The following is a 14,816-nucleotide window of genomic DNA, read 5'->3' as shown; positions in this document are numbered from 1 at the left end:
GGCTCCGAGGGCCTCAGGCGTCGAGTTCCGCCGAGGTGGGCGGGTTCGCCCCGGGCCGCGACACCGTGATGCTCGCGGCCCGTGCGGCGCGGTCGAGCAGCTGCTGCAGCACCTCGTCGGACACCTCACGAAGTCGCTCCTCGGCCCCGGGCCCAGCGATACCGGCGGTCAGCAGTCCGTCGATCAGCGCACCCATGAACGTGTCGCCGGCACCGACGGTGTCGGCCACCTGCACCCGCGGCGTCTCGATCTCGAGCACGGAACCGTCTCTGACCGCGACCGCCCCGTCACCACCCATCGTCACGACCACGAGTCCCGGCCCGGCCGCGACCCACTCCCGAGCGGCGTCCACCGGCGCCACACCGGGCAGGAGGAACGCGACGTCCTCGTCACTCGCCTTCACGACGTGGGCGCGTGCGATGCAGTCGAGGGCCGACTGACGCACGCGAGCTGCGTCGTCGATGAGCGATGGCCGGATGTTCGGGTCGTAGGTGATGAGTGCCGAGGGACGACGCGCCTCGACCAGCTCGCGCAGGCGGTCGGCACTCGGCTCGAGGACCGAGGCGATCGAGCCGGTGTGGACGACGGCGGCGTCCGGCGCACCCGAGGCCTCCAGATCGAGCGAGAGGTCGAACTCGTAGGTGGCCGCACCCTCGGCGTCGAGGGTCGCCTGCGCCGTGGACGTCCGACCGGTCGGAGCCGACACGAGGGCCACCGCGGACGCGTCGAGCCAGGAGCGGATCGCCGCGCCTCGCTCGTCGTCGCCCACATGGGTCACCAGGGCCGGAGCGCGGCCCAGCCGGCCGAGGGTGATCCCGACGTTCGCCGGGCTGCCGCCGGGGCTCTCCGCCTGCGTCCCGTCGAGCCGCCGGACGATGTCGATGAGGGTCTCGCCGGCGATGAGGACGTCGGTCGTGGGGGCTGCGTGCATGGCATCTCTCTCTGCTGGATCCGAGGGTCGGGTGGCGTCAACCGGCGTCGGTCGACACCGCGGCGATGAGCGAGTCCCGCTCGATGATCGGCATGGTGACCAGCTCGTGCCCGAGGGCGTGCTGGCCGAGGAGCATCGAGGCTCCGAGCGCGCCGATCTCCTGGTAGGGCAGCCGCGCGGTGGTGAGGCCCGGGCGCAGGTAGCCGGCGAGGATCTCGTCGTCGAAGGAGACGACGGAGACGTCCTGCGGGATCCGACGCCCCTGTTCGAGCAGCACCTGGTAAGCACCGAAGGCGACGCCGTCGTTCGCGGCGAGGATCGCCGTAACGTCCGGATGGCGCTCGAGGAGCGTGGCCGTCGCCTCGTAACCGGGTTCCGGTTGCCACTCGACGATGTCGACCCGAGCAGGTTCGATCCCGGCCTCCGCGAAGGCCGCGGCGATGCCCGCGAAGCGCAGCGCCACCGTCGCACTCTGTCGTGGGTCGCTGATGACGTCCTGCGGCAGGTCGCCGACCACGCCGATCCGTCGGTGACCCGCGTCGACGAGCCGTTTCGCGACCGCGTACCCGGCCGCGCGCTCATCGGGCAGGACGTTCGCGTGTCCTGAGGAGGACGCTCCGTTGAGCACGACGACGGGGACACCGGTCGAGGTGGCGGGGAGGTCGATGAGGCGGGCGCCGAGGAGGCCGATGAGGATGCCGTCGACCCGGTGGTCGATCATCGTCTCGAAGGCGCGGGCGAGACCGCCCTCGATCCCCTCGGTCTCCGCGATGAGCATCGTGTGGTCGTGGGCCTTCGACACCTCGAGCGCACCGCCGATGAGCCCCGAGGCGTGCCGGGTGAGCGTGACCTCGTCGGAGATGAACCCGATCGTCCTGGTCTTCCCGCGGCGCAGCACCTGGGCCGCGGGGTTCGGCCGGTAGTCGAGCTCCGCCGCGGCGGCGCGGACCCGCTCGACGGCGTCCGCGGACAGCCGGGATCCGGGGCGGTCGTTCATGATCATGCTCACCGCGGCCTTGGACATGCCCGCGCGCTCCGCGACGTCCGCGAGGGTCGTGCGGCGGCGTTGCGTGGACATGACACTCCCTCGTGCGGTTTGCTGAATCAGTTCAGCATATCGCGCGGAGCTGTGTTATGTTTCGTTTGCTGAATCCGTTCAGCATCTTCATTCACGGCTCATCGTCCGCGCCCTGCGAACGGTCGGCCCCGATTTCGCAGGAGCAACAACGTGGTTGATCTGAGTCGCAGGGCGGCACTCGCCCTGCTCGGTCTCGGTCTGGCGGGCACGGCCATCTCCTGGCCGCGCCTCACCGGCGGAGACATCCCCGGCCGAGGTGACGACGCCCTCACCGTCGCCCTCTTCGGCACCGCCCAGGACGCCGCCGCCCGGCAGTCGCTCGTGGACGGCTTCCAGAAGCTGCACCCCGACATCCCCGTCCGGATCATCGCGATCCAGGGCCAGGACTGGGGCAACTTCTTCGCCAAGATCCTCACGATGGTCGCGGCCGGCACCCCGCCGGACATCGTGTCGGTCGCCACGGAGGGCACCCAGCTGTTCGCCGAGCGCCTCGCCCACCCGATCGACGAGTACGTGCAGCGCGACGCCGCCGAGCTGCAGGAGTACTTCGACGACGTGAACCCCTCGCTCATCGAGTCGTTCATGTACAAGGGCAACCTGTTCCAACTGCCCGACAACTTCAACGCGGCGAACATGTACTACAACACCTCCGCGTTCGAGCGGGCCGGCCTCGAGCGTCCGCGCGACGACTGGTCGGTCGACGACTTCTTCACCGTCGGCCGCACCATGCAGGCCAGCGCCCCCGGATCGTTCCTGCCGTACTTCTGGAACAACCGACTCTGGGGCGGCGTCGTGCCCTGGTTGTACATCAACGACACGAGCTTCCTCACCGAGGAGAAAGCACCCGGCGGCGACTGGATGTGGTCGAAGTTCTACCCGAACGAGACCCCTCGTGGTGGTGGGTACCTGTGGGAGAACGCCGACGCGCTCAGCGACCGCACCGTCGAGAGCTTCGAGGTCCTGCAGCGCATGGTCTCCGAGGGCATCGCCGCGAACCCCGCGCAGGGCGGCGGCAACGAGCTCGTCTCGCTCTTCTCCCGCGGCTCGGTCGGCATGACGCCGGCCGGCGGGTTCTGGGTCAAGGGACTCAACGACGCCGGCCTCGGCAATGACGAGTACGACGTCACCTACTTCCCGAAGATGCGCGGACAGCGCCACCAGTTCGGAGCCGGCGGCTACGCGATGATGCAGACCTCCGAACGCAAGGACGAGGCGTGGGAGTGGATGAAATACTGCATCTCCGTCGAGGGCATGTCGATCGCGCACAGCCAGCCCGACTCGTCGCTGCCCCGACGTTCTCTCAACGCCGAGCTGTACGGCGGTGACATCGGACCGAAGCACTGGGAGGTCTTCTACGACACCCTCGACCGGTTCCCGACGACCGGCCCGATGCCCGCGCCGCCCCAGCAGGCGGCCGTGGAGTCGGCCCTCATCAAGAACGTGGTTGGCACGATCACGAACGGCCCGAACGGCGTCCGCCGCGGCCTCGAGACGATGCAGCGGGACCTCGAGCTCGCGCTGAAGGGACGATGATGGCACTGCAGTCACCGACGGCGACCCGGGCACTGGTCGTCCCGCCCGAGGCCAAGACCGGACGGCGCAAGCGTGCCCCTCGCGGCAGCCGACTGCGCGTCTGGGTGTTCCTCGCCCCGACGCTCATCGGCCTCGGACTCTTCAGCTTCATCCCGATCATCGGGTCGTTCGTCCTCGCCTTCTTCCGGTGGGACATCATCTCGGCACCCGAGTTCGTCGGCGTCGGCAACTTCGTCGACCTCGCGGCCAACCCCACGGTGCGCGTGTCCTTCCTGAACACGGTCGGCTTCGTCGTGGTGGCGGTGACGCTGCAGCTCGCCGTCGCCCTCCTGCTCGCGATCCTCGTGCAGTCGCGGATGCCGGAATGGCTTCGCACCTTCTTCCGCTCCGCACTGTTCTTCCCGTTGGTGCTGTCGGCCGCGTCCGTCTCGCTCGTGATGTCGTACCTGTTCAACCAGGAGTTCGGTCTCGTCAACGAGTTCCTCGGACTCTTCGGCGTCGGGAACATCGGCTGGTTGACGACCGGGTTCGGGGCGAAGATCGTCGTCCTCCTCGTCTACGTGTGGCAGAACTTCGGCTTCACCTTCCTGCTCTTCATCGGCGGACTCGCCGCGATCCCACGCGAGGTCTACGAGGCGTCGTCGCTCGACGGCGCGTACGGCTGGAGCCAGTTCCGGAACGTCACCCTGCCCCTCGTGAGTCCCACCATGCTCGTCGCGTCCGTCATGGCCATCATCAGCGCCCTGCAGATCTTCGATCAGCCGTACGTCCTCACGCGAGGTGGGCCGGGAGACGACACCCGAACCGCGGTGATGGTGATCTACGAGTCCGCGTTCCAGCAGCTCGACTTCGGTCTCGCCGCAGCGATCGGCATCGTGCTGACGCTCCTGATCATGCTCGTCACCGCCGCACAGTTCCGGCTGAGCAAGCGTTTCGTCTTCTACGGATGAGGTCCCAGATGTCCATCGCAGCAGTCACCCCCGACTCAACACGCCGCCGACTCGCCTCGGCCGGGAAGTTCCTCGTCCTCGTCATCGCCGCCTTCCTCACCCTCGCTCCGGTGGTGTGGACGCTCATCACGGCCCTCACCCCGGCGAACGTCGCCACCGGGCAGACCGAGTTCGGCCCAGGAGCGTTCATCGACGTCTTCCAGAAGATCCCGATCCTGCTGTACACGTGGAACAGCGCGCTCGTGACGCTTCTCATCGCGGCCGGGCAGATGCTCAGTGCGGCCATGGCCGGCTACGTGTTCGCGCGCTTCGACTTCGGCGGCAAGCGCATCCTGTTCGGACTCATCCTCGCCACGATGATGGTGCCGATGCAGGTGACGATCGTCCCCGTGTTCATGCTCATCCGCGGCATGGGACTCTCGGACACGCTCCTCGCGCTCATCATCCCGATGATCCCGACGGCGTTCGGCACGTTCCTCATGCGGCAGTACTTCATGGGGTTGCCGCCGGAGCTCGCCGAGGCGGCGCAGATCGACGGGGCGGGACCGTGGAAGATCTTCTTCCGCATCTACCTGCCGCTCGCCGCCCCGGGCCTCGCCATCGTCGGCATCCTCGCCTTCAACTACCACTGGAACGAGTTCTTCCGACCGTTGATCCTCACGATCAGCGAGCAGAACTTCACCCTCCCGCTCGGGCTCGTGACCCTGCAGGGCAACCTCGGCACCGGGTCGGTCGCGACCGTCCTCGCCGGTGTCGTCCTGTCCATGATCCCGGCTGCGCTGGTCTTCGTCTTCGGCCAGAAGCCGTTGCGCGAAGGACTCACCGCCGGCGTCAGCAAGTGACCAGCACCACCGCCCTCCCCTCGATCCGACTGATCTCGAACCGAAAGGAAGCCATGACCGGCCTCCACGCAACGCACGTCCTCGACCGCGGCTTCCCGCTGCTGCATCCACGACCCGAGGCCGGGTGGTTGAACGACCCCAACGGCATCATGTTCGTCGACGGTCGCTGGCACGTGTTCTTCCAGTACAACCCGGGGTCGGCCCGGCACGAGGACATCCACTGGGGTCACGTGAGCTCGCCGGACCTGCTCGCCTGGGAGGAGCACCCGGTGGCCCTGGCACCACGCCCTGGCACCACCGACGGCTTCGGCTGTTGGAGCGGCGTCGGGGTCGTCGACCAGGGCCGGCCGGCCGTCGTCTACTCGGGCGCGCGTGATCGACACGGGTTCTCGGAGGTCGTCGTGGTCCACGGTTCGGCGGATGCGCAGGACTGGAGCGGCGAACGCATCGTCGCTGCCGGGCTCCCCGCGGACGAGCGCGTGACGATGGTGCGCGACCCGTTCGTCTTCGAGCTGGGTGGGCGCCGCTGGGCGATCCAGGGTGCCGGCCGCTCCGACGTCGGTGGCGCACTGCTCCTCTACGGTGTCGACGACCTCGACGCCTGGACCGAGGAGGGGTACCTGCTGACGGCCGAGGCGCCGGTCGTCTCGGAGCTCGCTCCGTGCGAAGGGTGGGAGTGCCCGCAGCTCGTGCGCGTCGGCGACGACTGGGTGCTGCTGGTGTCACTGTGGCTCGACGGCCAGCCGCACCGCGGGGTGGCCTGGGTCCTCGGCTCGATGGAGCTCGACGAGGCCACCGGGCGGCCCGTGTTCAGCGCCCGGCGGACCGGCATCATCGACGAGGGGTCGAGCTTCTACGCGCCGCAGGCCGTGCAGTCCGACGGCTCGGACGGACAGTCGGAGCGGGTACTGCTCTGGGGCTGGGCCCAGGAGATCGCACCCGATGGCGTGCGCGGCCGGACGCAGACGGACACCGACGAGCAGGGTTGGTCGGGCATGCTGACGTTCCCGCGCGAGCTCGTGGTCCGCGGCGACGAGGTCGAGCTGATCCCCGCGCGGGAGCTGACGGGGCTCCGGGCCGAGGTCGTCGATTCGGCAGCGCTTCCCGATCAGGCGGAGGTGCGGCTCACCGGCGCAGGCACGGCCTCCCTCGAGCTGGAGGGTTCGGACACGCAGCTGATCTGGCGGGGCGAGCTGGCCGAGGGTGACGAGGTCCGGATCCTCATCGACGCGTCCATCGTCGAGATCCACCACACCGGGCACCCCGCCCGGACGTTCCGGGCGTATCCGGCCGACGGCGAGCGGTACGCCGTGCGGCACGACGCGGCCGTGCGAGCCGAGGCCTGGTCGCTGGCCCTCCCCACGGCAGGCGGCGTGTCGGCGTCCCGCTGACCCGGAAACGCGGTGACGCGCGGCACGGAATGCGCCGCGCGTCACCGCGTGCAGTCGCCGGACCTACTTCGCGAGGAACTCCAGGACGGCCTCGTTCCATTCCTCCGCGTGGCTGACGTTGACGCCGTGCGGCGCACCCTTGACGACATACAGCGTCGACGTCGGGATCGCCGCGTGCGTCCGTGCACCGGAGCCCTCGAAGGGGACGGTCGCATCGCTGTCGCCGTGGATGACGAGCGTCGGGACCGTGACGTTCGGCAAGTCGTCGCGGAAGTCGGTGTTCGCGAACGACGCCATCGCCTCGAGCGCGGCGGGCTTGAACGCCTGGTGCGCGAGCGCGAGGGCTTCCTGACGCTGCTCCTCCGTGACCTTCAGCTCGCCGTCGACCGAGAAGAAGTCGGTCGTGAACTGGTCGTAGAACGCGTCCTGGTCCGCCGTGAGACCTGCGGTCATCTTCGCGGCCTCGGAGACGGGGAGCGGACCGTCCGGGTTGCCGGGGGTCTGCAGCAGGTAGGGCGGCACTGCGGAGGCGAACACCGCACTGTGGATGCGCTCCGAACCGTGGCGGGTGAAGTACCGGGCGACCTCGCCGCCACCCATCGAGAACCCGACGAGCGTCACGTCGCGCAGGTCGAGGGCTTCGATGACGGCCTGCAGGTCGTCGGTGAGCCGGTCGTAGCCGTAACCGGTCAGCGGCTTGTCGCTGCGACCGAAGCCGCGGCGATCGTAGGTGATGACACGGTAGCCGGCGGCCTCGAAGGCCGGGACCTGTTCCTTCCACGACTCGCCCGACAGCGGCCACCCGTGGATGAGGACGACCGGGCGTCCGGTGCCGCCGGTGTCGTCGACGTGCAGCTTCGTCTCCTTCAGCAGGCCGTGGTGTGCGGTGATCTCCGACATGGCGTTCCTCTCCCGGGCCGCAGGTCGCGGCCACTCAGACCAGCTTCGGAGGGAGTGCCGCGAGCGGATGGGGGCTTGCGAACCGCGAGGCGATGTCCTATCCGATGAAGACTCCGGCGACGTGGCGACCCGGCACGTTCACCGCTCGGTCGGGAGCAACCCCAACCGTCGCGCGGTGGCGAGCGCGTCCTCGCGGGAGTCGACGCCGAGCTTGCGGTAGACGTTCCGGAAGTGGAACTTCACCGTGTTCGCGGACACGTACAGCGCCTGCGCGATGTCCTGTCGGGTCCGGCCCTCCGCGGAGAGCTGGAGGATCCGGCGCTCGGTGGCGGTGAGCTCCACGAGCTGCACGGTCTCCGGCGTCGGCTCGGGACTCGAGGCGAGCGTCCGCTCGATCCGCGCATGGGTCTCGCTGGGCGACATCGTGCCGAGGAGCTGTCGAAGCGGCCTGCGCGGCGCGACCACGAACGGTGTGAGCATCCCCGTCCGCGCCGTCGTCGCGATCGCCTGCAGGAGATGCCGCCGACCGTCCTCGTCCGAGTCGTCGGCGAGCGCGGAGGTGATGAGCAGCTCCGTCTGCGCACCGGCGTCGATGTGCTCCTCGGCGAGCCCGGCGGTGGCGAGCTCCCGGGCGAGGGGTTTGCGGTCGCTCAGGAGCGCGAGCCGCGAGGCGACCGCCGCGGTGTGGGCATTGCGGTCACGGCCGTCGAGGAGGACGCTGGCCTCCGTCGGCCGGTCGAGGGCGAGGAGGAGTGACGCTTCCACGGCGTCGAGGAGTCGCTCCGACCCGGCATGACGCAGGCTGCGACCGGCGAACACGCGGGTGCGTTCGATGAGCTGCAGCGCCGCCCGTCGATCGCCCCAGAGGAGTGCGTGCTGCGCTTGCGCGTAGGTGATGAACGGGGCCCAGGACCGCTCGCGGTTGACCTGGAGCTCCAGCGTCGCGAGCGCCGCCTCAGCCGCTGCCCGGTCGACGCGGGCGATGGCGATCAAGGCCCGGGCGATGGCACCCGACAGTTGGACCAGCGGCACCATCCACCCGTGCGCGCCGCCCCCGTCGTCGTGGCGCTCGAGCCAGCGGTCCGCCTCCACGATCTCGCCGCGCACGGCGTAGAGCAGGGCGAGCTTGCCGGAGGCGTCCCCGCCGTTCCGGCCGTCCCAGGACTCGTGCCGGAGCTCGTACGCCTCGCGGAGGACGAGGCTCGCCTCATGGAGGTCTCCCACGAGCAGTTTCGTGATCCCCACCTGCAGCAGGGCGGTGGGGACGCGGGGCGCGAACTCGGTCGGGCGGTGCACGCGGGCCCGGCGAGCGAGCTCCTCGGTGATCCGCGCGTAGTGCAACGCGCGCTGGTGCCGGCCGTGCACGCGGTAGGCGATCATGAACGCCGTCGATGCGCTCAGACTGATGCGCGCAAGCTCGGAGCGGGCGCGGTCACGGATGTCGTCGGGATGGGTCGGGAGCTGGAACTGCCCCACCGACTGGTCGAGTGCGTCGGTCTCCCCGCGGATGTTGAGCCGGATCTCGCGGACGGCGAAGACGATGGGGTGGTTCGAGAGCACGCGCGCCGGGAGTGCCTGCAGCGCGCGGTCGAGCGTCGCGAGGTCGAGCGCCATGAGGATCCCCCACTCGTACTCGATCACCGAGACGACCGTGTCCCAGTCCTCCTCCTGGATGGCCGTGGTGAGGAGACGGGTGGCCGGGGCGACGTCCGTGGGGTGGAGGAACCCCGCCCCGAGGGAGGGAAAGTACCTATTCCGACCGATGTGCACGGGTCAACCCTAAGTGACCGTCACCTGTCGGGGAACACCCGGGGCAGGATGCGGGGTGGTCTTTGGCCGATCCGCCCGGACCGCGTCGGGGTTGCCGCTCTACTGATCCTCGGCCCCACAGCTGGGGCCAGGTTTTCGGCGGGCGCACCGCCGCTTCACGGGGAGGCAACACACATGCAGCAGCACACGGGTCGAAGGGGTCACCGCGCACGGTGGCGGAACCGGTGGGGGGCACCGTCCGCCGGTCGCGCGACCATGGGGATCATCGGGGTGACCGTCCTGTCGGCGCTGTCGCTCGTCGGGGTCGGCTCGAGCGCGCAGGCGCTGCCGGGGACGCCGGGAACGCCGCAGACGGGCTCGGTCGTCTACACCGAGGACTTCGAGAACGGCGTGACGTCGCCGACGTACATCGAGGACTACGTCGGAGCCGACGGCACGCGGTACACCGCGGACGCCTCCTGGCGCGACCACACCCAGTGCAACGGCAACATCACGAGCTTCGCCTCGTCCGCGGAGCCGCAGTGCCTCGCGGCATCGGCGTCCGGTGAAGGGCGCACGCGGCAGCTCGCCTGGGCCCTCGGCGCCGGCGACACGGCCAACCACTCCGTGAGTGCCTGGACCTCGCAGCAGAACCTCACGATGAACCCGCCGAACGCGGTCGAGTTCGCGACCGTCGACCCGATCGCGCTCACGAGCGCCGGCCGGTACCTCACGACCTCGGTGGATCTCGCCGCGGTTTCCTGCAACGCGGCGCAGCACCCCGTCCTCGAGCTCTTCCTCACCGACGACCAGGGCGGCGCCCACTCCGTCGGGGCCATCAACGGCTGTACCGCAGCCGGCTCCCGGTCCGTCACCGCACCGGCCACCGGTGCGGCCGGGGCGGAGAACGTCCGTGTCGGCACCTACGTCTCGCCGGGCGCGGTCCTGCTCCCCGGGGCGACCGTCGGCATCGTCGCCCGCAACCTGACCGGTGGCGGCACGGCCGGCAACGACCACGCCTTCGACAACATCCAGGTGCTCGACGTCTCCCCGCAGTTGGACAAGTCGTTCAGCCCGGCGAGCGTCGTCGCCGGTGAGACGTCCACGCTGACCCTCACGATCACCAACACCGACGAGCTCGCGGCGAAGAACGGGTGGTCGTTCACGGACGCGCTGCCCGCCGGCCTGACGATCGCCGACGGCGACGCGTCGACCACCTGCCCGTCGGGTGTCGTCACCGCGCCCGAGGGCGGCTCGTCGATCGACGTCACCGGGAACCTCAGCCAAGGCATGATCTCCTGCGCCGTGACCGTCGAGGTCACGTCGCCCGTCGCCGGGACGTTCACGAACGGGCCCGACAACATCACGAGCGTGGGCCTCAACCCGCCGGCCGACGCCACGGTCGAGTTCGTGCCGCAGGCTCCCGCGATCACCGTCGTGAAGTCCGCGTCCCCCGCAGCGGCGGAGTACGCCGTCGGCGACGAGATCACCTACTCGTTCCTCGTCACCAACACCGGCAACGTCCCGCTCACCGACGTCCAGGTCGACGAAGGCGCGTTCACCGGGACCGGTGACCTCTCCGACGTCGTCTGCCCGCCGGGAGCGGCGACGCTCGCACCCGCGGCGGCCGTGACCTGCGAAGCCACCTACACGATGGCGCAGGCCGACATCGATGCCGGTACCGTCTCGAACTCGGCCACCGCGACCGGGACACCGCCGCAGGGCCAGCCGCCGGTCTCACCGCCGTCCGAGGTCACCATCCCGGGCGTGGCCCAGGCCCCGGCGCTCACCGTCGTGAAGTCGGCGACGCCGACGACGGTCGCGAACGCCGGCGAGGACGTCACCTATTCGTTCCTCGTCACCAACACCGGCAACGTCACCCTCACCGACGTCTCGATCATCGAGGGCGAGTTCACCGGCACCGGCGAGCTCTCCGACGTGGTGTGCCCAGCCGCAGCCGGCTCGCTCGCCCCGGCGGCGACCGTCACCTGCGAAGCGAGCTACACGGTCACGCAGGCCGACGTCGACGCCGGCTCCGTGACCAACTCGGCGACCGCGACCGGCACCCCGCCGGCAGGCGGCACTCCCCCGGTCTCACCGCCGTCGGAGACCACGGTCGAGTTCCCCGCCGCGCCCGCCATCACGGTGGCGAAGTCCGCGACGCCGACCACGGTCGCGAACGCCGGCGAGGACGTCACCTACTCGTTCCTGGTCACCAACACCGGCAACGTCACCCTCACCGACGTCCAGGTCGTCGAGGGCGACTTCACCGGCACCGGCGAGCTGTCCCAGGTCGTCTGCCCGCCCGCGGCAGGCTCGCTCGCACCCGCCGCAGCCGTCACTTGCGAAGCCACCTACACGGTGACCCAGGCCGACGTCGACGCGGGATCGGTCACGAACAGCGCGACCGCGACCGGCACCCCGCCGAACGGCGGCACTCCCCCGGTCTCGCCGCCGTCGGAGACCACCGTCGCGTTCCCGGCGACAGCCGCCATCACGGTCGTGAAGTCGGCCGATGCGGTGGCCCAGGACGGCCTCGCTGTCGGCCAGGTCGTCACCTACTCCTTCCTCCTCACCAACACCGGGAACGTCACCCTGACGAACCCGACGGTGGTGGAAGGGGAGTTCTCCGGCGCCGGCGAGCTGTCCGACGTCGTCTGCCCGGCCGAAGCCGCTTCGTTGGCACCTGGCACGACGATCACCTGCGAGGCCACCTACACGGTCGTGCAGGCCGACGTCGACGCAGGCCTGATCACGAACTCGGCGACCGCGACGGCGACACCGCCGAACAGCGTGAACGGCGCGCCGCCGGTCTCGCCGCCGTCCGAGGTCACGATCCCGTCGCCGCCCGTCCCCGGTCTCTCGGTGGTCAAGACGGCAGACGTCGAGCGGGCCACGACCGCGGGACAGGTCATCACCTACTCGTTCCAGGTGACGAACACCGGCAACGTCACGCTGCGTGACGTCGCGGTCCAGGAAGGTGACTTCACCGGCACGGGCACGGTCTCCGCGATCACCTGCCCGACCGGCACGGCGCTCCTCGCCCCCGGGCTCCAGCTCGTCTGCACCGCGACGTACACGGTCACCCAGGCGGACCTGAACGCGGGCTCGATCCGGAACACCGCGTTCGGCACGGGCACGACCCCGGGTGGGGATCCGTTCACTTCCGACCCGTCCACGGCGACCGTGAGCACGCCTGGCCCGGTGCTCGCCTCGACCGGAACGACCGTCGCACCACTGGTGGTCGGAGCGGCGATCCTGCTGCTGCTCGGCACCGGGCTCGTCATCCGACGCCGCCTCGTCACCGGGCGCTGACCCGGACCTGACCGATCGGGCGGGTCGAGCCTTCGGGCTCGGCCCGCCCGTCGCACTTCCATCACCACTACCCTGTTGAGGCCATGAGATCCGCGACCACCACGACCCTGCTGCGCTGCGCGGCCTTCGGTGCCGTCGGTGCCGTCGTCCTCGTCCTCGTCAGCCCGCTGACCTCGACCGCCGCGGTGCTCAACCCGGTGCTCTACGCCGCGATCGCCGCCGTCACGATGGTGATGCCGATGCTCGCCAGGCGCTGGACGGGCGTCCCCGGTGCGACGGTGCTCACCGCAGCCGTCACCGGGCTCCTCGCGCTGCCCGTCACGGCCCTCGGCCCGGCGATCATCGTCGCGCTCGTCGTTCCGGCAGCCGCGATCGACCTGGTGCTCGCCCGCCGCCGTCACCCCGGCCGCGTGACGACCTGGCTTGCGGCCGCGGCCGGTGGCGTCGCGATCTGGGCACTGTCGTTCGCAGTGATATCGCCCGACCTCGTCTCGCCGGTGCTCGTCATCGTGCTGCTCGTGGTCCGCGTCGTGAGCTATGTCCTCGCCATGGAGCTGGCCGGTCTCGTCGCCGGGCGCCTCCGCCGATCCGGCGTGCGATCAGGGCGTCGCCGGGACGCCCACCGAGGATCCTCCGACGCCTGATCCGCGTCAGCCTTCGACAGCCGCGTTCCACCGGGGACGGTCGGGGTCGGCGTCCCACTCCTCCAGCACCGCCGCTCCGGAGGCGACCGGGAAGGTCGTGATCAGGCGTTCGTCGATGCCGTAGACGAGCGCGACGGCGTCGGTGTCCGTCGGGTCGCCGAGCGCCAGACACATCCGACCGGACGGGCCGTCGGCCGTTCGTACCGGTCGTGCGAGCAGGTCATGCGCGGCCGCCGTCACCCGCGACAGCAGAGACGACCCACGAGCCCAGGGGACGAACTCGTCGTCGGGGAGCCCGAACCCGCGCGCGAGCGTTCCGTCCAGCCAGCGGTCACGCTTCAACCCGTAGGGCGTGGCGACGGACGAGAGCAGATAGCCGTAGACGTGCAGGAGCCCGGCGTTCCCGACCGGCCAGGTCGCGGCGAGGCCGGTGCGCGCATGCAGCGCCTCGAACAGCACGCGTGGCACGACCGGCCCGCCCGTGTGCTCGTCGATGACGGTCGACGCACCCCACGAGGCGAACCGGCCGGCCGCCGTGTCGTCGTCGATCGCCGCACCCAACCAGGAATGCTCCTCGAGCACGGTCGAGGGTTCGGTCTCTGCTCGTCGCGCGAGCTCCGTCATCATCACAGCACCACAGCATAGGCGGCTCGTGCGTCGGTGAATTCACCCGCCGTTCACCCGCCATGGTGATTGCGTCCACACTCGCCGTCCATGATGGACGCAGCGTCCGCAGGAGCGGCCGTGTGAACGAAACGCTCAGAAGGAGCGCCTGTGGCCCCCACCATCCTCTTCGATTTCGACGGCACCCTCGCCCTCGGCGACGGGCCGATCACGGCCTTCGCCCGCGCCATCGCCGAGCGCACCGGCGATTCCGAGTTCGCGACGCTCGCCGAGGCGGCCCTCGCCGCGTTCGCGACCGGCGAGACCGACGCCCGCGACGGGTACGACGCCGTGACCCGGATCGCCCGCGAAGCCGGCGTCGGTGCCGACGTCATCGGCGCGTCCTACGACGACTCCCGCGCGCTGCTCGGCTCGAGCAAGGCGGCGGTCGACTCCCCCGAGGGCCTGCCCGCATTCCTCGAGACGCTGGGCACCCACGCCCGACTCGTCCTGGCCACGAACGCCCCCGGCGACGGCATCACGGCACTCCTCCAGTCCTGGGGCGTCGTCGAGGCGTTCGACGCCGTGCACTTCACCGTCGGGAAGCCGGCAGGCCTCGTCCCGCTCATCCGCGACGCGCTCGCCGCCGGCCCCGTCCTCGCCGTCGGCGACATCGTCGAGAACGACCTCGCTCCCGCCGCCGAACTGGGCGCCGACACCGCCCTCGTCGGCGCGACCTTCGAGCGCTCGACGGCCACCGCCACGATGCGTGGGCGCTCACTCGCTGATCTGTACGACCAGATCATCGCCTGGGCCGCAGCAGCATCGCGCCTCCCCGACGCCTCCCAGACCTCCACTCCCGCTCCGTCCGCCTCCTGAT

At 70.3% G+C, this 14,816-nt stretch carries 12 protein-coding genes; 7 read left to right on the top strand and 5 right to left on the bottom strand.

The window, feature by feature from the left end; all coding sequences use genetic code 11:
* Positions 1–13: 13 nt before the first annotated feature.
* Together IFU11_RS05720 and IFU11_RS05715 are read right to left on the bottom strand one after the other, a co-directional pair.
* Positions 14–931: a carbohydrate kinase family protein gene (locus IFU11_RS05720; protein WP_137243505.1), complete on the bottom strand. Its 918-nt coding sequence runs from the start codon at positions 929–931 to the stop codon at positions 14–16.
* A 37-nt stretch (positions 932–968) separates the two neighbouring features.
* Entirely contained in the window at positions 969–2,009 is a 1,041-nt protein-coding gene (locus IFU11_RS05715) for a LacI family DNA-binding transcriptional regulator (RefSeq protein ID WP_137243506.1), read from the bottom strand.
* A 150-nt stretch (positions 2,010–2,159) separates the two neighbouring features.
* Between IFU11_RS05715 and IFU11_RS05710 the strand changes: the two genes are divergently transcribed.
* From IFU11_RS05710 to IFU11_RS05695, 4 genes are read left to right on the top strand one after another with little or no spacing between them, the layout of a single operon-like run.
* Positions 2,160–3,542 carry an extracellular solute-binding protein gene (locus IFU11_RS05710; protein ID WP_138944888.1) on the top strand — a complete coding sequence of 461 codons (1,383 nt, stop codon included), beginning with the start codon at positions 2,160–2,162 and terminating at the stop codon, positions 3,540–3,542.
* Positions 3,542–4,492, top strand: coding sequence for a carbohydrate ABC transporter permease (locus IFU11_RS05705; protein ID WP_192018424.1), 951 nt, complete (start codon positions 3,542–3,544; stop codon positions 4,490–4,492). Before IFU11_RS05710 ends, IFU11_RS05705 begins: the two co-directional genes overlap by 1 nt.
* Positions 4,493–4,500: 8 nt before the next feature.
* Positions 4,501–5,334: a carbohydrate ABC transporter permease gene (locus IFU11_RS05700; protein ID WP_192018423.1), complete on the top strand. Its 834-nt coding sequence runs from the start codon at positions 4,501–4,503 to the stop codon at positions 5,332–5,334.
* Between the two features lie 53 nt (positions 5,335–5,387).
* A complete protein-coding gene (locus IFU11_RS05695; RefSeq protein WP_192018422.1) occupies positions 5,388–6,725 on the top strand; it encodes a glycoside hydrolase family 32 protein in 1,338 nt (445 codons plus the stop codon).
* A 63-nt stretch (positions 6,726–6,788) separates the two neighbouring features.
* Here IFU11_RS05695 and IFU11_RS05690 read toward each other — a convergent pair whose 3' ends face one another.
* Both IFU11_RS05690 and IFU11_RS20715 read right to left on the bottom strand, forming a co-directional pair.
* Complete coding sequence (locus IFU11_RS05690) at positions 6,789–7,625, bottom strand: alpha/beta fold hydrolase (RefSeq protein WP_191941568.1); 837 nt, start codon at positions 7,623–7,625, stop codon at positions 6,789–6,791.
* 138 nt (positions 7,626–7,763) lie between these two features.
* On the bottom strand, positions 7,764–9,395 hold the full coding sequence (locus tag IFU11_RS20715) for a LuxR C-terminal-related transcriptional regulator (protein ID WP_192018421.1): 1,632 nt from the start codon (positions 9,393–9,395) through the stop codon (positions 7,764–7,766).
* A 270-nt stretch (positions 9,396–9,665) separates the two neighbouring features.
* Between IFU11_RS20715 and IFU11_RS05680 the strand changes: the two genes are divergently transcribed.
* Entirely contained in the window at positions 9,666–12,689 is a 3,024-nt protein-coding gene (locus IFU11_RS05680; protein ID WP_192018420.1) for a DUF7507 domain-containing protein, read from the top strand.
* An 83-nt stretch (positions 12,690–12,772) separates the two neighbouring features.
* Positions 12,773–13,333, top strand: a complete 561-nt coding sequence (locus tag IFU11_RS05675; protein ID WP_192018419.1) for a hypothetical protein — start codon at positions 12,773–12,775, stop codon at positions 13,331–13,333.
* A 6-nt stretch (positions 13,334–13,339) separates the two neighbouring features.
* Here IFU11_RS05675 and IFU11_RS05670 read toward each other — a convergent pair whose 3' ends face one another.
* Positions 13,340–13,957: an amino acid deaminase gene (locus tag IFU11_RS05670; RefSeq protein ID WP_192018418.1), complete on the bottom strand. Its 618-nt coding sequence runs from the start codon at positions 13,955–13,957 to the stop codon at positions 13,340–13,342.
* Between the two features lie 150 nt (positions 13,958–14,107).
* On the opposite strand from IFU11_RS05670, the gene IFU11_RS05665 reads away from it, so the two are divergent.
* Positions 14,108–14,815, top strand: coding sequence for an HAD family hydrolase (locus IFU11_RS05665; protein ID WP_192018417.1), 708 nt, complete (start codon positions 14,108–14,110; stop codon positions 14,813–14,815).
* The last annotated feature ends 1 nt before the right edge of the window (position 14,816 follow it).

This window comes from Plantibacter sp. CFBP 8804, from assembly GCF_014841225.1.
Taxonomy (GTDB): Bacteria; Actinomycetota; Actinomycetes; order Actinomycetales; family Microbacteriaceae; genus Plantibacter; species Plantibacter auratus.
The sequence above is the reverse complement of the archived record's forward strand: the minus strand, read 5'-3'. Positions and strand labels throughout refer to the sequence as shown.